At 52.7% G+C, this 16,681-nt stretch carries 15 protein-coding genes; 6 read left to right on the top strand and 9 right to left on the bottom strand.

The features are described 5' to 3' along the window. Nucleotides 1–14: 14 nt before the first annotated feature. The 3 genes from ilvC to H924_RS05920 form a co-directional block, all read right to left on the bottom strand. The gene (gene ilvC, locus H924_RS05930; RefSeq protein WP_015651057.1) at nucleotides 15–1,031 is read right to left on the bottom strand and encodes a ketol-acid reductoisomerase; all 1,017 of its coding nucleotides are present in this window, start codon (nucleotides 1,029–1,031) and stop codon (nucleotides 15–17) included. Between the two features lie 222 nt (nucleotides 1,032–1,253). Beyond that, entirely contained in the window at nucleotides 1,254–1,772 is a 519-nt protein-coding gene (ilvN, locus tag H924_RS05925) for an acetolactate synthase small subunit (RefSeq protein WP_015651056.1), read from the bottom strand. Nucleotides 1,773–1,784: 12 nt separating this feature from the next. Then, on the bottom strand, nucleotides 1,785–3,686 hold the full coding sequence (locus H924_RS05920; RefSeq protein WP_404825327.1) for an acetolactate synthase large subunit: 1,902 nt from the start codon (nucleotides 3,684–3,686) through the stop codon (nucleotides 1,785–1,787). A 401-nt stretch (nucleotides 3,687–4,087) separates the two neighbouring features. On the opposite strand from H924_RS05920, the gene H924_RS05915 reads away from it, so the two are divergent. From H924_RS05915 to ilvD, 3 genes are all read left to right on the top strand, one after another. Beyond that, nucleotides 4,088–5,701: a mechanosensitive ion channel family protein gene (locus H924_RS05915; RefSeq protein ID WP_015651054.1), complete on the top strand. Its 1,614-nt coding sequence runs from the start codon at nucleotides 4,088–4,090 to the stop codon at nucleotides 5,699–5,701. 46 nt (nucleotides 5,702–5,747) lie between these two features. Then, nucleotides 5,748–6,320 carry a PH domain-containing protein gene (locus H924_RS05910; protein ID WP_015651053.1) on the top strand — a complete coding sequence of 191 codons (573 nt, stop codon included), beginning with the start codon at nucleotides 5,748–5,750 and terminating at the stop codon, nucleotides 6,318–6,320. Between the two features lie 245 nt (nucleotides 6,321–6,565). Continuing rightward, on the top strand, nucleotides 6,566–8,407 hold the full coding sequence (gene ilvD, locus H924_RS05905; protein WP_015651052.1) for a dihydroxy-acid dehydratase: 1,842 nt from the start codon (nucleotides 6,566–6,568) through the stop codon (nucleotides 8,405–8,407). A 92-nt stretch (nucleotides 8,408–8,499) separates the two neighbouring features. Here the strand turns inward: ilvD and H924_RS05900 are convergent, their stop codons facing one another. Beyond that, nucleotides 8,500–8,823 carry an ArsR/SmtB family transcription factor gene (locus H924_RS05900; protein ID WP_015651051.1) on the bottom strand — a complete coding sequence of 108 codons (324 nt, stop codon included), beginning with the start codon at nucleotides 8,821–8,823 and terminating at the stop codon, nucleotides 8,500–8,502. A 58-nt stretch (nucleotides 8,824–8,881) separates the two neighbouring features. Between H924_RS05900 and H924_RS05895 the strand changes: the two genes are divergently transcribed. After that, nucleotides 8,882–9,952 (top strand): cation diffusion facilitator family transporter, encoded by a 1,071-nt coding sequence (locus H924_RS05895; protein ID WP_015651050.1) that lies wholly within the window; start codon nucleotides 8,882–8,884, stop codon nucleotides 9,950–9,952. An 80-nt stretch (nucleotides 9,953–10,032) separates the two neighbouring features. Here H924_RS05895 and H924_RS05890 read toward each other — a convergent pair whose 3' ends face one another. Together H924_RS05890 and H924_RS05885 are read right to left on the bottom strand one after the other, a co-directional pair. Further along, nucleotides 10,033–11,046, bottom strand: coding sequence for a DoxX family protein (locus tag H924_RS05890; RefSeq protein WP_015651049.1), 1,014 nt, complete (start codon nucleotides 11,044–11,046; stop codon nucleotides 10,033–10,035). 82 nt (nucleotides 11,047–11,128) lie between these two features. Further along, on the bottom strand, nucleotides 11,129–11,986 hold the full coding sequence (locus H924_RS05885; RefSeq protein WP_015651048.1) for an HNH endonuclease family protein: 858 nt from the start codon (nucleotides 11,984–11,986) through the stop codon (nucleotides 11,129–11,131). Nucleotides 11,987–12,119: 133 nt separating this feature from the next. On the opposite strand from H924_RS05885, the gene H924_RS05880 reads away from it, so the two are divergent. Beyond that, the gene (locus tag H924_RS05880; RefSeq protein WP_015651047.1) at nucleotides 12,120–13,199 is read left to right on the top strand and encodes a glutathione S-transferase family protein; all 1,080 of its coding nucleotides are present in this window, start codon (nucleotides 12,120–12,122) and stop codon (nucleotides 13,197–13,199) included. On the opposite strand, the gene H924_RS05875 is transcribed toward H924_RS05880, so the two are convergent. Beyond that, entirely contained in the window at nucleotides 13,196–14,068 is an 873-nt protein-coding gene (locus H924_RS05875; RefSeq protein WP_015651046.1) for a LysR family transcriptional regulator ArgP, read from the bottom strand. The two genes, H924_RS05880 and H924_RS05875, sit on opposite strands and share 4 nt — an antisense overlap. A 69-nt stretch (nucleotides 14,069–14,137) precedes the next feature. On the opposite strand from H924_RS05875, the gene lysE reads away from it, so the two are divergent. Then, nucleotides 14,138–14,857 (top strand): L-lysine exporter, encoded by a 720-nt coding sequence (gene lysE, locus H924_RS05870; protein WP_015651045.1) that lies wholly within the window; start codon nucleotides 14,138–14,140, stop codon nucleotides 14,855–14,857. Here the strand turns inward: lysE and mgrA are convergent. Further along, the gene (gene mgrA, locus H924_RS05865; protein ID WP_029703107.1) at nucleotides 14,854–15,939 is read right to left on the bottom strand and encodes an L-glyceraldehyde 3-phosphate reductase; all 1,086 of its coding nucleotides are present in this window, start codon (nucleotides 15,937–15,939) and stop codon (nucleotides 14,854–14,856) included. The two genes, lysE and mgrA, sit on opposite strands and share 4 nt — an antisense overlap. A 132-nt stretch (nucleotides 15,940–16,071) precedes the next feature. Beyond that, nucleotides 16,072–16,650 carry an NADPH-dependent F420 reductase gene (locus H924_RS05860; RefSeq protein WP_015651043.1) on the bottom strand — a complete coding sequence of 193 codons (579 nt, stop codon included), beginning with the start codon at nucleotides 16,648–16,650 and terminating at the stop codon, nucleotides 16,072–16,074. Nucleotides 16,651–16,681 lie beyond the last annotated feature (31 nt).

Here is a 16,681-nt window from a genome sequence, read left to right as displayed (position 1 = left end):
ATTTAAAGCAGTAATTATGCGGTCTCTGCGCGAGCGTCAACCTTGACCCAGCTCATGAGGTCGCGGAGCTTAGCGCCGGTCTCCTCGATTGGGTGGTTGTTGTAGGAAGCACGCAGATCCTCGAGCTCCTTGTTGCCACCTTCAACGTTAGCAATAAGACGCTTGGTGAAGGTGCCGTCCTGGATATCGGTGAGGATGTCCTTCATGCGGGACTTGGTGTCTGCATCGATAACACGTGGGCCGGAGAGGTAGCCACCGAACTCAGCGGTATCGGAAACAGAGTAGTTCATGTTGCCAATGCCACCCTCGAACATGAGGTCAACGATGAGCTTGAGCTCGTGCAGAACCTCGAAGTATGCCATCTCTGGCTCGTAGCCAGCTTCGGTAAGAACCTCAAAACCGGTCTTAACGAGTTCCTCGGTGCCGCCACAGAGAACAGCCTGCTCACCGAAGAGGTCGGTAACAGTCTCAGCCTCGAAGGTGGTTGGGATAACGCCAGCGCGTGCGCCACCGATTGCGGATGCGTAGGACAGAGCCAAAGCCTGTGCCTCGCCGGTTGGGTCCTGATCAACAGCGATCAAGCAAGGAACGCCCTTGCCGTCGACGAACTGACGACGAACCAAGTGGCCTGGGCCCTTTGGTGCAACCATGCCAACGATGATGTCATCAGCAGGCTTGATCAGGTCGAAGTGGATGTTCAGACCGTGGCCGAAGAAGAGTGCGTCACCTGCATTGAGGTTTGGCTCAATGTCGTTGGTGAAGATTTCTGCCTGTGAGGTATCCGGAGCCAGCAGCATGATGACATCTGCCCAAGCAGCAGCCTCAGCGGAGGTCTTGACCTCGAAGCCAGCTTCCTTTGCCTTCTCCGCGGACTTGGAACCCTCACGCAGACCGATAACGACCTCAACGCCGGAATCGCGCAGGTTCTGGGAGTGTGCGTGGCCCTGGGAGCCGTAGCCAATGATGGCAACCTTGCGGCCCTGGATCAAGGAGAGGTCAGCGTCAGCGTCATAAAGCAGTTCAATAGCCATGGGAGAAAATCTCGCCTTTCGTTAAAAATGGTGAAAAGTAATCTGTTCTACTTCACTCAAGCAATTAAGCCAGAGATTTAAGTATGAAATTCAGACAACTACATTATTGTTCTACCACACACATGCGACTGAAATGTGTTTTGGCAGTCACATTTATGCAGTAATAACGGTATAAATTACGGTTTTAAAGCTTTCCGGCTTAGATCTTGTTAGATGATCTTGTTAGATCTTGGCCGGCGCCATGGTCTTTGGACCACGGTTAAGGGCAATCTGTCCGGATTGGATCAATTCGCGGATACCAAAAGGCTCCATAACATCCAGCAGAGCGCGGAGCTTGCCGGGGGTGCCGGTAGCTTCGATAACTACGGAATCTGGTGCAACGTCTACGACGCGGGCACGGAAAATGCTCGCTGCGTCGACAATTTGCGGACGGTTGGTGCTATCCGCGGAGACCTTTACCAGCATGATGGCGCGGGCAATGGTGGTCTCATCATCAAGACGAACGACTTTGAGCACTGGAATCAGCTTGTTGAGCTGCTTGGTGATCTGCTCAATGTTGAGCTCGTCGGCGTCAACAACCACGGTGATGCGGTTGATGCCATCGGTTTCAGTCTTGGCCGAAACCAAGGAAACTAGGTTGAATGCGCGGCGGGTAAACATACCCGAAACGCGGGAAATAATGCCGTCGACATCCTGAACCAAAACGGACAGGATGTGGCGAGTGATGTCGGTACTAGCCATCTTTAGCTCTCCTTATTCTCCGGTCGACTTAACTGCTGCGTCGATACCGTCGACGGCTTCGTGGATATCTGCAGGATCTTCTGCAGCGGACTCATCGCCATCAAAGAATGGGCGCAGTCCTCGCGCATATTGGATATCAGAGTTGGAGGCGCCTGCTGAGACCATGGGCCATACTTGTGCGTCTTCTCCCACGATGAAATCAATAACAACTGGTCGGTCGTTGATCTCTCGGGCTTTTTGAATAGCAGGCAAAACATCTTCCGCTTTGGTGACGCGGATGGCAACACAGCCCAGACCCTCGGATAGGGTCACAAAATCGGGCATGTATTCACCTTGATTACGTAGCTTAGTATTTGAATAGCGTCCCTCATAAAATAGGGTCTGCCATTGACGCACCATGCCCAGGTTACCGTTGTTAATCAAAGCAACCTTGATGGGGAATCCTTCCACCGCAGAGGTGGTCAATTCCTGGTTGGTCATCTGGAAACAACCATCACCATCGATGGCCCAAACTTCCTTTTCAGGAGCACCAGCCTTAGCACCCAGAGCTGCAGGAACTGCATAACCCATGGTGCCCAAGCCGCCGGAGTTCAACCAAGTGCGTGGCTTTTCAAAGTCCAAGAACTGCGCAGCCCACATCTGGTGCTGGCCCACACCGGCGCAATAAATTGCATCCGGTCCGGCTTCCTTGGACAAGGTTTCAATAACAAACTGCGGGGACAGCATGCCGTCAGGCTGCTCATCATAACCGCGGGGGAAACGCTCGCGGAGATCCTTGAGGTAGTTAACCCACTCAGAGATATCCTCATTTGGAGTGGTCTTTGCCTTGTAGGTTTCCAGCAACTTAACCAGGACCTCGCGGGCATCGCCCACGATTGGAACCTCAACCTGCTTGATCTTGCCAATTTCAGCAGGATCAATGTCAGCGTGGATGATCTTTGCATCTGGGGCAAAGGAATCAACATCGCCGGTAACGCGGTCATCAAAGCGGGAGCCAATTGCAATAAGCAGGTCACTGCTCTGAAGAGCTCCAACTGCAGAAACGGTGCCGTGCATACCTGGCATACCCATATGCAGCTCATGGGAATCAGGGAAAGAACCCAAAGCCATCAAAGTGGTGACAACTGGAATACCGGTGTATTCCGCAAAAGCCAGCAATTCTGCGTGGGCATTAGCCTTGATAACGCCGCCGCCAACATAAAGAACTGGCTGCTTGGATTCACCGATTAGCTTGACTGCCTGCTCAATTTGACGAGCATGAGGGGTGGTCACTGGTCGGTAACCTGGCAGGTCAATTACTGGAGGCCAAACAAAGTCAAGCTCTGCGTTTTGGACATCCTTAGGAATATCAACCAAAACTGGTCCCGGGCGGCCGGTGCTTGCCAGGTGGAAAGCCTCAGCCAAAGCCTGTGGGATGTCATTGGGGTTGGTAACCATAAAGTTGTGCTTGGTTACTGGCATGGTGATGCCACGGATGTCTGCTTCCTGGAAAGCATCAGTGCCGAGCAGCTTGCTGCCTACCTGGCCGGTGATAGCAACCAATGGAACGGAATCAAGATTCGCGTCAGCAATTGGAGTAACCAAGTTGGTGGCACCAGGACCAGAGGTGGCAATGCACACTCCCACTCGTCCAGTTGCTTGGGCATAACCGGTAGCCGCGTGACCTGCACCCTGCTCATGGCGTACCAAAACGTGGCGCACCTTTGTGGAGGAGTAAAGGGGGTCATAGAGAGGTAGCACTGCGCCACCTGGAATGCCGAATACAATATCGGCATTGAGCTCCTCGAGCGATCGAACAATTGCCTGTGCGCCTGTCATCCGTTCCGGTGCTCCGGAACGACCACGGTTTGCAACCGTAGCGGGAGTGGGCTGTTGAGAAGCTGCCACGTTCACGACTAGTTGGCTCCTTTTCATAGAAGGATTTTCAGGGCTGCCTTTCCACCAAAGGGAAAGGAATCAGCCTTCTTAAATTGTTCCGACGCGGATGCGTGTGCACGCAGTGCGACAGATGTCTGTTGCGATGTTGAACATATGGGTCATGTCCAACAAGAAAGCCCTCGTTCCAACACTGTGGTGAGTGTTGTCGAGGGCGCTTGACGAGACGACTTGGTAGGCCGCTACGGCAGGCGCCGTGGGGTTACTAGTACAAGTCGAATAATGGTCATGTCGTGTAATGCTACACACACCATCCTGTTGGTGCCAGTTTGCGCACAATTTTATGCGCCCCCTTCATTCCCCCCCTCCGCACTGCGAATTCAGGCAGCTCTCAAAGTTCCATCAGCTTCCCCCTACCCTGCGTAGCTATCCTGGTGCGCATGCCCATTCCCGTGCTTTATTTACTTTCACAGTTTTGGTCCTGGGTTGTTGAAACCGGACTAGATCTTGCGCTGATTTTGGTATTGGCATTTCTTATTCCCCGCATTGGTCGTTTTTCTATGCGGGTTATTAAGCACCGTATTGAAAACAATGCAGATGCCGATACCACCAAAAACCAACTAGCCTTTGCCGGCGTTGGAGTTTATATCGCGCAAATAATCGCCTTTTTTATTCTTATTGTTTCGGCCCTGCAACAGCTCGGGTTTTCACTAGCCGGCGCGGCGATTCCCGCGACAGTTGCCTCTGCGGCCATTGGTCTTGGCGCGCAATCCATCATCGCCGATTTCCTCGCCGGATTTTTTATCCTCACGGAAAAACAATTCGGCGTGGGTGACTGGGTGCGCTTTGAAGGCAATGGCATCGTGGTGGAAGGCACCGTTATTGAAATCACGATGCGTGCCACGCGCATTCGAACCATTAGCCAAGAGACGGTAATAATCCCGAATTCCACGGCCAAGGTCTGCATTAACAACTCCAATAACTGGTCGCGCGCGGTGGTTGTCATCCCGATCCCAATGCTGGGTTCCGAGAATATTTCTGAGGTTATTACCCGCTCGGAGCAGGCAACTCGCCGCGCATTGGCCCAAGAAGATATCGCTGCGGAGGTACTTGGTGAGCTTGATGTACACCCGGCAATTGATGTCACTCCCCCCACCGTTGTTGGTATGCCATGGATGGTAACCATGCGTTTCTTGGTGCAGGTCACCGCTGGTAATCAGTGGTTGGTTGAACGCGCCATCCGCACCCAAATTATTGACGAGTTCTGGGCTGAGTACGGCTCTGCCACCACCACGTCAGGCACCCTGATTGATTCACTTAACCTCGAGCATGAGGACCCCTATTATAGGGGTGTAAAAACCCCGCTTGTCGACGAAAAACTGGAGCGAACTGGCACCCAACCAAAAGCTGCAGAAGACGCCAGCATCGTATCGATGGCAGCAAGTTCCAAAGATGATCCAGATCCCGCCACTGAGGTACTAAGTCCAGGGAATCCAGAGAAATCCCTTGACTTGGAGGTGCCACATGCTGAACTAGAATCCGAGAAACCGGCGGAAGAAAGAGCCGATAAGGATCATTTTATCGGTGGCTTTTTCCGCACCGATTATTATCCAAAGCGCTGGCAAAAAGTGTTGTCCATTGGTGGTCGAGTCCGTATGACCACCTCCATCCTGTTGCTTATCCTGGGCTTTTTACTGTTACTCAAAGGTTTAACGGTACAAACTAGCCCGGAATGGCAGGGCTCAAATGGTTGGTTAGCTCCAGATACTGAAACCACAACTACTCAAAGCTCCATGGTTGCTCCCACCACATCAGAGTCCACTACAACTACTCCACCGCAGCGTTCCAGCGTCGAAACGCGCTCTTCTACCTCTATTCCTGAGACCAGCACTTTTAGCACCTTCGACGAGGAACCGGCGCCCGCGGAGCAAAGCTCTGCAGCTTCCACAACCAGCCAGCAGCAACAGCAACAGACCACATCTGCGCCGACTACACAGGAGAGCACGCCGACCTCAACGGCACAGCCACAGGCAACAGTTACGTCCACCCAGTAGGACGTTGATTATTGGAACGTCCCATTTTTGACTAGAATTGGAAAACATGAGTTCAGACGCAGGAAAGAGCACCGAGGCTAAAAACCCAGCAACCGCGGTGGAGCTTTCAGAAAAATTCCACCCCGAACGCACCCATATCCTCGGCGCAGTCGTCCTCGGACTGATCTCACTGTTGGTTATTGGAGCCGCCCCGCAGTACCTCTTTTGGCTCCTGGCCTTTCCAATTATTTTTGTTTTTTGGGTTCTGAAATCTGCCACCATCGTGGACGAATCTGGCATCACAGCACAGTATGCATTTAAGGGAAACAAGTCCGTGGCCTGGGAGAACTTCGCTGGCATTGGATTTAAAGGCGCGCGCACTTTTGCCCGCACCACCGATGACAAAGAAATCACCCTGCCTGGTGTGACCTTTAATTCCCTACCTCGTCTGCAAAAGGCATCCTATGGACGCATTCCTGATGCTTTGACCGCCGGTTTGGAAGCTCAAGATGGCAAAGTTGTGGTTGTTCATGAAGATGGCTATTCCGTCCTTTTGACCAAGGAGGAGTACCTGGAACGCCAGGCAGCCCTTGGTAAAGAGGTGCAAATCAACTTTGATGATGAACCTAAACAGGGATAATGGGAATACTTTTAAACCTTCCGCCGTTGAGGAAGCTGAGGAGATCCCGAACCCAGCTACACAATCTTGCAAATACGCCGTGAATACCCCCGCGTCAGCTGCAGATTAATAGCCTCTAGTGTTGAATGTCTCGCCCGAACCAAAGGGCAGGAACAAAATCCAACCACCCCAGAGCTCTCAGAAACTACCTTGAGCTCTGATATACCCCACCCGCCGCTCTTTCGAGCTGATATGAAAAGCGCATCATGATTCCTCTTCGTTCAAAAGTCACCACTGTCGGTCGCAATGCTGCTGGAGCTCGTGCCCTATGGCGCGCCACCGGCACCAAGGAAAATGAATTTGGCAAACCAATTGTTGCCATTGTGAACTCCTACACCCAGTTTGTTCCAGGTCACGTACACCTTAAAAACGTGGGAGACATTGTCGCTGACGCCGTGCGCAAGGCAGGTGGCGTTCCAAAGGAATTTAATACCATCGCTGTTGACGACGGCATCGCCATGGGCCACGGCGGCATGCTGTACTCCTTGCCATCCCGCGAAATCATCGCTGACTCTGTGGAATACATGGTCAATGCACACACCGCGGACGCAATGGTCTGTATCTCCAACTGTGACAAGATCACCCCCGGCATGCTTAATGCCGCAATGCGCTTGAACATCCCAGTTGTGTTTGTTTCCGGTGGCCCAATGGAAGCCGGCAAGGCAGTTGTTGTTGATGGTGTTGCACACGCACCAACTGACTTGATCACTGCTATTTCTGCCTCTGCAAATGACGCGGTGAATGATGCTGGACTTGCTGCAGTTGAGCAGTCCGCCTGCCCTACCTGTGGTTCTTGCTCCGGCATGTTCACCGCTAACTCCATGAACTGCCTGACCGAGGCTCTTGGTCTTTCCCTGCCAGGCAACGGTTCCACCCTTGCTACCCACGCAGCCCGCCGCGCACTCTTTGAGAAGGCTGGCGAGACCGTTGTTGAGCTGTGCAAGCGTTACTACGGCGAAGAAGATGAGTCCGTCTTGCCACGTGGCATTGCCACCAAGAAGGCCTTCGAAAACGCTATGGCTCTGGATATGGCAATGGGTGGCTCCACCAACACCATCTTGCACATCCTGGCTGCCGCTCAGGAAGGTGAAGTTGACTTTGACCTCAAGGACATCGACGCTCTTTCCAAGCGTGTTCCTTGCCTGTCCAAGGTTGCTCCAAACTCCGATTACCATATGGAAGACGTCCACCGCGCTGGCGGCATCCCCGCTCTGCTTGGTGAACTCAACCGTGGCGGCCTGCTAAACAAGGATGTTCACTCCGTTCACTCCAACGATCTGGATAGCTGGCTTGAAGAGTGGGATATTCGCTCCGGCAAGGCATCTGAGGAAGCAATTGAACTCTTCCACGCTGCTCCAGGTGGCATCCGTACCACCGAGGCTTTCTCCACCGAAAACCGTTGGGATGAGCTGGATACCGATGCTGCCAAGGGTTGCATCCGCGACGTTGAGCACGCCTACACCGCCGATGGTGGTCTAGTTATCCTGCGCGGCAATGTTGCTCCTGATGGCGCAGTTATTAAGGCTGCTGGTATCGATGAGGAACTGTGGCACTTCTCTGGCCCTGCACGCGTTGTTGAAAGCCAGGAAGAAGCTGTCTCTGTCATCTTGAATAAGACCATCCAGGCTGGCGAGGTCCTTGTGGTCCGCTACGAAGGTCCTGCAGGTGGACCAGGTATGCAGGAAATGCTGCACCCAACCGCCTTCCTTAAGGGCTCTGGCCTGGGCAAGAAGTGTGCCTTGATCACCGATGGTCGTTTCTCCGGCGGTTCTTCCGGACTGTCCATTGGTCACATCTCCCCTGAGGCAGCCCATGGCGGTGTCATTGGACTTATCGAAAATGGCGATATTGTCACCATCGACGTTCACAACCGCCAGCTTGAGGTTGAGGTTTCCGAGGAAGAATTGCAGCGCCGTCGCGATGCTATGAATGCTTCTGAAAAGCCTTGGCAGCCAGTTAACCGTAACCGCGTTGTTTCTAAGGCACTGCGTGCTTATGCGAAGATGGCTACCTCTGCAGATAAGGGTGCTGTGCGCCAGGTGGATTAATTCCGATTAATTCCCCAGTGGCGGATTGATTCCTTTAGCTAAAAATCGTCTCCACGCACCTAAATGGTGCGGGGAGACGATTTTTTAATGACTTAGGCCGTTCCGCTGACATGCTCGGCGTAATACAATGCCTGGGCAACAAGTGCCTTCACGTGGGCATCGCTGGCGGAGTAGTAGACAAAGGTCCCTTCCCTACGGCTGCTTACCAGGCCCGCAAGGCGCAATTTTGCAAGATGCTGGCTCACCGCTGTTGGCACGGCACCCACATGTTCAGCAAGTGCATTAACACTAAGTTCATCATGAAAAAGGGCCCAAAGAATTCGAACTCGGGTGGCATCAGCGAGCATTCTAAACGTCTCAGCTGCGATCTGTGAGTGTTCCTCATCTGGAATTGGGTTAACCAGTTTCTCATGCATGGGATCAATCTTAGCCCTATTCTTCTATCTGCATAGTTGCGCAGGTATGGTTATAAGAATGAACTCCGCAGCCGATCTACATCAGTCCGGCCATCATGACCATGAAAACGATGATCACGCTCATGGCCACCATGACCACCCACATCATGAAAATCACGACCACTCCCACGGCCATTCACACGACCACGATCATGAACACGGCAGCTCCCTCGGCGCCAAATTACTGCACGCTATAAAACCTCACAGCCACGATCACCTCGACCAAACCGATCTTGCTGCCAGTTCCGAAGAAGCCAGCCGAATCGGCATCCGAGCAGCATGGATCAGTCTTGCCGGCATGGGAATTACCGCCGTTTTGCAGCTGATTATTGTTTATTTAAGTGGTTCCGTAGCACTGCTCGCAGACACCATTCATACTTTGGGACACCTCGCCACCACTATCCCGTTGATCATCGCTTTCCACATCAGTAGGCGCCCTGCCACCCGCAAATTCACCTATGGTTATGGCCGTGCTGAAGATTTGGTGGGCCTAATTATTGGTGCTGCCATCGCAGTATCGGTTGCCATTATCCTGTGGGAATCTATTGCGGCACTGAGCAATCCGCGCGATCTTAGCCACGGTGGCTGGGTTATTGCCGCTGCCATCGTTGGCGCTTTGGGCAATGAGGCAGTGGCAATGTATCGCATCCGCGCTGGTCGCCGCATTGGTTCTGCAGCACTTGTTGCTGAGGGCTACCACGCGCGTGCAGACGCATTAGCTTCCTTGGCAGTTATTTTGGGCGTCATTGGAGCAATGCTGGGACTGTCCTGGATTGATCCCCTGATCGGCCTATTTATCGCTTTTGCCATCACCGGCGTGCTTTATGGTTCCATGCGGACTGTGTTGCGCCGTCTGATGGACGGTGTAGAAGATTCCGTTGTTGAGAACTTTGAGCACGCACTTCACACCTTCGCCCAAGAGGTTGAGGTTAATTCCATTCGTGCTCGTTGGAGTGGGCATCAGCTTTTTGCAGAAATCGAGCTACCTTGCGACTCCCCCGTTAATACGGTGATGCTCAGCGATCACCTTTATCGATCGGTGCCCCACCTTCATGAAGTAAGAATTTCTGAGGCGATACCTCGAACATAAAAAAATCCGCTGTGATCAGTTTAAGATCACAGCGGATTTTTTTATGCCCCTACATATTGCATAAGACGTGAGCAAGCAGTTTACATCAAGGAACCGGAGTTAATTGGGTTAATTCCCGCTCCGAACCACCACAGCAAAACAGCCAGCGCGATACCGATGATGACAAAGATCCAGGAGCTCACTAGCGGGCGACGAGCCCAGCCACGGCCCGAGTCCAGGGAGATTTTGCCTGGTCCGGTAAATTGCAGACCAACAACAACCAGGGTGAGAATCAGCGCAAGCATAATGGGCTCGCCTAGCTCACCCCAACCACCTTCATGGATATTGACCTGGTGCAAAGTGGTAAATGAGGTAGCCACCGTTGCAATTGCCGCAGCCACCGGAGTCATCAGACCCAGCAGCAGGAATACGCCAGAGGCAAGCTCGATGGATGGCAGCAAGATAGCCAGAATTTCTGGCCACTGGTAGCTCGCAAACTCAGCTTCCAGCCCTGCCAAACCTCCGGAACCACCAAGGGTGAAGAAGGTAAACACACCTCGCACAATCAGGTAAAGACCAACCACTGCGCGGATAATGAGTAGACCAAAATCCAAGGTGCCACGGCGGGCATCTTCAATAATGGTGGGCTGCTCAATGAGTGGCTGCTCTTGCACTGGCGCTGGGCTAACCGGCGCAAAATCAGTATCCGCATAGGATTCCTGCGGAGCCACATAGGCCTCCTCGCGTGAGATCTGCTGAGTCACCTGTGTCGGAGGCGTCTGCTGTGGGGTCACCGTAGTCGGTGCATCAGAGGCCAACTGAGCGCTTGTCGACGCGCCCCCGGCAGCCGGGTAGTTAGTTGTGGCAGGCGCCGTTGGGGTTGACTGCACCTCGGGGCGTTCAAAAGCTGAGGTCTCGGTATTATCCTTGGCCCCTGGAGGCGCAATATTTTGTGGCGCTGCACGACCTGTGCGGTCATAAAGTTTATCTGAGGCGTTGGTGGAATTCGCCGATGGTGATCCCCCACGATAGGTTGGGATCGCCGAATCATCATCTAGGTCACTGAGATCTGCCGAATCAAACTTAGGGTCGGAATTTCGCGAGTTGTCAGTCATGGTGCCCAGAATATGCGAATTTAAGGTAATGGGGTGGAAATTACCTCGGCGTGCCGAAATGCAGCGCGCAAAAACTTCTGGTTTAAGCGCTGCAGGTATTTAATTGGGTCTCTAATGCAGTTTCTTCTGCAGCAGTTACCCACAATCCATAACGAGCCTTCACTGTGATGATGGCCTTTGCATAGTCACAACGCTCAGCTTTGTTCGGTGGCAACCAGGTTGCTGCGTCCCCAGCGCCTTTTTGCTGATTGAGGTTGCCATTAACGGCCCGTAAATTATCTGGGTCGTTGGCAAAGTTCCAGCGGGTTTGTTCATCCCATTGCTGTGCGCCTTTAGCCCAGGCATCAGCGAGTGCAACAACGTGATCAATTTGCACCTCACCAGAGCGCGGTCCGCGCACAAAATCCATGGTGGTTCCAGAATAGGGATCATTGAGGGTGCCTGATTCCACAATGCAGTCGTTCGTGCCAGGGCGAATCTGAGTATTTATCAAGTCTCGACGCAAAATGTCATTGCGGGTATCGCAGCCATTGTGTCCAAATTCCACGTCGACGTCATCAGTCCACGCGGAACCGAAGTTGTCACGATCATAGCCGGTTGAGGGTGCTCGTCCTTTTACCTCTAGGGAAGCTAACTGCGCATAAAAATCACCAGCAGGTGAGGTTGATGGTGCTGGAATGGCAGTAGATGTTGGCTCCGTAGACACCACAGACGGCGCCACAGTCGTGGTTTTTGTGGCAGTTGTTGTTACCGTGGTTTTTGTGGCAGAACTCGAGGTAGCAGTTGTTTCTGAAACTGGCTCCTCTGCTCCATCGCGGAAATATGCCACTAGCGCTACGCACACCACAAGAAGGGTGATTACTCCCGAAAGAATGGGCTTCCATTTATTGGAGGAGCGCGGTTTATTTAGATCTTCAAAACTAGAAATACCTTTTGCCATGATGAGGGGATACTTTAGCAATCGCCTGGGACAGCATTTGATTCGGGAGTCGAAAACTAGTTCCCTTGCTAAGTCCCCGCCAATCCCCTAAGATTGTTGATACATCACATAAATCTTGCAGGAGGATATTTTCATGACCAAGGAATCTTCAGATTGGACCGGCGCCCCTCAAAACGCCTCACCGGATGGTGAATTTGTCCGCGACACCAATTACATCACCGACCGCATCGTGGCAGATGTCCCCGAGGGCTCGGCACCAGTCGCCCAGTCCGACGGCATCTTCCACTGGCCCGTTGAAGCTGGACGTTACCGTCTAGTTGCAGCACGCGCTTGCCCATGGGCTCACCGCACCGTAATTACCCGCCGACTCCTCGGCCTCGAGGACGTTATTTCCCTCGGCCTGGCTGGACCAACCCACGACATTCGCTCTTGGACCTTCGATCTTGATCCCGGCGAAGTTGATCCCGTACTGCAGATCCCTCGCTTGCAGGAAGCCTATTTCAATCGCTTCCCCGATTACCCTCGCGGCATTACAGTGCCTGCCTTGGTGGAAGAATCTTCCAAGAAGGTTGTCACCAATGACTACCCTTCCATCACCATCGACTTCAATTTGGAGTGGAAGAAGTTCCACCGCGAAGGCGCTCCTGATTTGTACCCTGCAGAGCTGCGCGAAGAAATGGCTCCTGTAATGAAGCGCATCTTCACCGAGGTCAACAATGGCGTCTACCGCACTGGCTTCGCTGGCAGCCAAGAGGCACACAATGAAGCTTTTGAGCGTTTGTGGGTAGCCCTGGATTGGCTAGAAGAACGCTTGTCGACGCAGCGTTACCTGATGGGCGACCATATCACCGAGGCTGATATCCGCTTGTACCCCACCTTGGTGCGTTTCGACGCCGTCTATCACGGCCACTTTAAGTGCGGCCGAAATAAGATCACCGAGATGCCAAATCTTTGGGGATACTTGCGCGACCTCTTCCAGACCCCAGGCTTTGGTGACACCACCGACTTCACCGAGATCAAGCAGCACTACTACATCACCCACGCAGAAATTAACCCCACTCAGATCGTTCCAGTGGGACCTGATCTCAGTGGCTTCAACACTCCTCACGGCCGTGAGAAGCTGGGTGGATCTCCATTTGCTCCAGGTGTTACCCTGCCGGGACCAATTCCTGCAGGTGAAGAAGTAAAAAACCCTGAGCCTTTCCAGCTCTAAGGCCTTAAACCCACCGTGGCAGCGTTGATGACTGCTTCCGTCAGTCTAGTCAATGACCTTGACTCTAGGCGCCAACGCTGCCAAAACATAGGTGTATCAACAAAGTTGTTATCCAATAAAATTACATCTCCCGATTCCAACATGGGGGCAGCTTGAGTCTCAGGCAACAGCCCCCAGCCCAGCCCTAAACGCACGGCTTCACCAAAACCTTCAGCTGAGGGGACGATCGATACGCGCCGTCGCCCAATGCGGCCAGATACTCGCCCAATCAAGTCTCCATCCTGGAGAACATCTTTGGGTCCGAATCTCAGCACCGGCATCGATTCCCAATCTAAGCCCTTGCTTGTGGTGTAGGTATCGCGGAATTTTGGGGTTGCCACCGGAAGATGCCTCATAACACCCAGTCGCACGGATTCACATCCGGCGACTGGGTTTTCTTCTGTAGTGACAGCCCCCAATACATCTCCTCGTCTAAGTAGCGATAACGTGTGGGATTCATCTTCGATTCGCAGCGAGAGCGTCGCCCCACCCCAACTTGCAACCTCCGCAAAAACTGGCGGAAACCAGGTGGAAAGTGAATCGGCATTAATGGCGATAGTCAATGGAATTTCAGCCAGACGGCCCGATAATTGCGCCTGAGTTTCAGCCTGCAAAAGCGCCATTTTGCGAGCTGCTTGGACCAGTACTTCGCCAGCATCGGTAGCCTTTGCAGGTTGGGTGCGAGAAACCAGTACTCGACCAACCGAATGCTCTAGAGCTTTAATACGTTGGCTTACTGCGGAGGGCGATATTGATAAAGCTAAAGAGGCTCCTTCAAAACTGCCTTCATCAACAATGGCGAGCAGGGTTTCCAGGTGCGAAGGGTTCATGAAGCAATTCTAAACCATGTTAAGAACCAATCATTTTACTTAACTCAAAATCTGAGTGAGTATATCTACATGGAAATCTTCATGACAGGTCTGCTTTTAGGAGCCAGTCTGTTGCTGGCAATCGGCCCGCAGAATGTACTGGTGATTAAACAAGGAATTAAACGTGAGGGCATCACAGCTGTCATTGTGGTGTGTCTCTTATCTGACATCGTGCTTTTTAGCGCGGGCACTTTAGGAGTTGGACTGCTTTCCAACACCGCGCCAATCGTGTTGGATATTTTGCGCTGGTGTGGCATTGCATATCTTTTATGGTTTGCTGTTATGGCTGCCAAAGACGCAATGCAGCCACCCAAAGAAGGCACTTCGATTATTGAAGAAACTGAGCCAACACTCCCCCAAAATTCGCCCACCACAGGTGGGGGAACTTCGGCGTTGGCTACTGATACCCGTCAAGTTTTAAAGACTAACCCCAGGCAAGGATTCGTCGAAAAGCGCCCGGTTTGGGTGAAACCCATGCTAATGGCCATCGTTTTAACGTGGCTGAACCCAAATGCTTATTTGGATTCTTTTGTTTTTATTGGCGGTGTGGGCGCGCAATATGGTGAGACGGGGCGCTGGATTTTTGCGGCCGGCGCTTTTGCTGCCAGCCTAATTTGGTTCCCCGTGGTGGGTTATGGTGCAGCAGCGCTATCACGCCCACTATCCAGCCCCAAGGTGTGGCGCTGGATTAATGTGGGCGTGGCGATTGTGCTGTCCGGACTCGCCCTAAAGCTCATCCTGATGGGTTAATTTTCGCGGGTTTTAGATTTGGTAGCGCGGGCCCAAAGGTTAATACCAGCATCGTGCGCGATCTCATCAATAGCCTCAAGCTCGGCATCACTGAAGGTGAGATTGCCTAAGGAATCCAGGCTATTATCCAATTGCGCTACCGAAGAAGCGCCGATCAGCGCGCTGGTTACCGTATTTGCACCGTATTCGCCCTGCTCACGCAACACCCAGGCCAAAGCCATCTGTGCCAGCGATTGTCCACGCTCCTGTGCAATATCGTTAAGACGACGCACCATATCGATGTTTTCCACGCTCAACATGCCCTCTGACAAAGACTTACCTTGGGCTGCGCGTGAGCCTTCGGGAATTCCATTGAGGTATTTATCAGTGAGCAAGCCCTGCGCCAATGGTGAAAAAGCAATAACGCCCATGCCATTAAAGGCAGCAGTTTGCAACAGGGATTCACCATCATCGCCCGGTTCTTCAACCCAGCGATTAACTAGCGAGTAGCTGGGCTGATGAATAAGCAGTGGACAGCCCTCTTCTGCCATGAACTCTGCAGCCTCCGCAGTAAGCTCTGGGCCATAGGAAGAAATTCCGACATAGAGTGCCTTGCCTGAAGCGACAATATCGCGCAGTGCGTAGAGCGTTTCTTGCAAAGGAGTCTCAGGGTCTGGACGGTGATGGTAGAAAATGTCTACATAATCCACACCCAAACGCTGCAAAGACTGGTCTAGGGAGCTGACCAAGTATTTGCGGGAGCCACCAAAACCATAGGGGCCGGGCCACATGTCCCAGCCAGCTTTGGAAGAAATGATGAGCTCATCGCGGTGGTTCTTGAGATCTTCTTGGAGGATGCGTCCAAAGTTGATTTCTGCAGAACCTGCTGGTGGGCCATAGTTATTAGCCAGGTCAAAGTGGGTTACTCCCCTGTCAAAAGCACGGTGAATAATCGCGCGCTGGGTTTCCAGGGGTTTATCATCACCGAAGTTATGCCACAGACCAAGAGAGATGGCGGGTAGCTTGAGGCCGGATTCTCCGACCTTTCGATAAAGCATTGAGTCATAGCGGTTGTCCGCAGGTTGATAAGCCATGCGCCCCATTGTGCTCAGAAATAGCTGGCAATGCCAGAAAAGTGCCACCGCACACCCCGATGGGGATTTTGCGGTGGCACTTTAATGATTTTTCAGGCCATTATTTGACCTGTGTGTTGGCTAAAATTTAGCCAATCAGTCTTACTTGATAACGCCGAAGCCGCCGGTCCAAGAGATCTTCTCGGAAGCTGCGAGGGTGAGCTGCAGGAATCCAACAGCCTCGAGCTCGTGAGCGCGCTTGAGGGAACCTGCATCGATTGCGTCCAGGCCGCCAGCGTTAACGTCGGTGATTAGGGCGGTCTTAGCTGCCTCATCGTCACCTGCAACAAGAACGGTGGTGCTAAGGTCGCCGACCTTGCCGGTAGCCAAGGTAGCAGCGAAGGTGGTGTTGAAAGCCTTCAGTACGCGGGACTCAGGAAGCTGAGCCTGGATCTCTGCAGTTGCAGAGGAACCAACTGGTACAACGAGGGAATCGAAGGTGTTGAAGTCGAGTGGGTTGGTGATATCGATAATGTTCTTGCCTGCGAAGGCAGCCTTGTGGTTAGCGATAATGCCCTCAACTGCAGGGTAAGGAACAGCCAAGATAACAACGTCACCATTGATGGTTGCGGTTGCGGACTCTTCAGAGCCGATGTGCTCTACAGTTGCGCCGCCCTTGGTCAAAACGCCTGCAATAGCGGTTGCCATGTTGCCGTTACCGAAAATGGTGTAGTTGGTCATGATTTTGGTCTCCTTATGGGTTTGTGTTTCA

The sequence above is a fragment of the Corynebacterium callunae DSM 20147 genome, from assembly GCF_000344785.1.
In the GTDB taxonomy this organism is placed as follows: Bacteria; Actinomycetota; Actinomycetes; order Mycobacteriales; family Mycobacteriaceae; genus Corynebacterium; species Corynebacterium callunae.
Note: the sequence above shows the minus strand (reverse complement) of the source record. Positions and strands in the feature narration are given on the sequence as shown.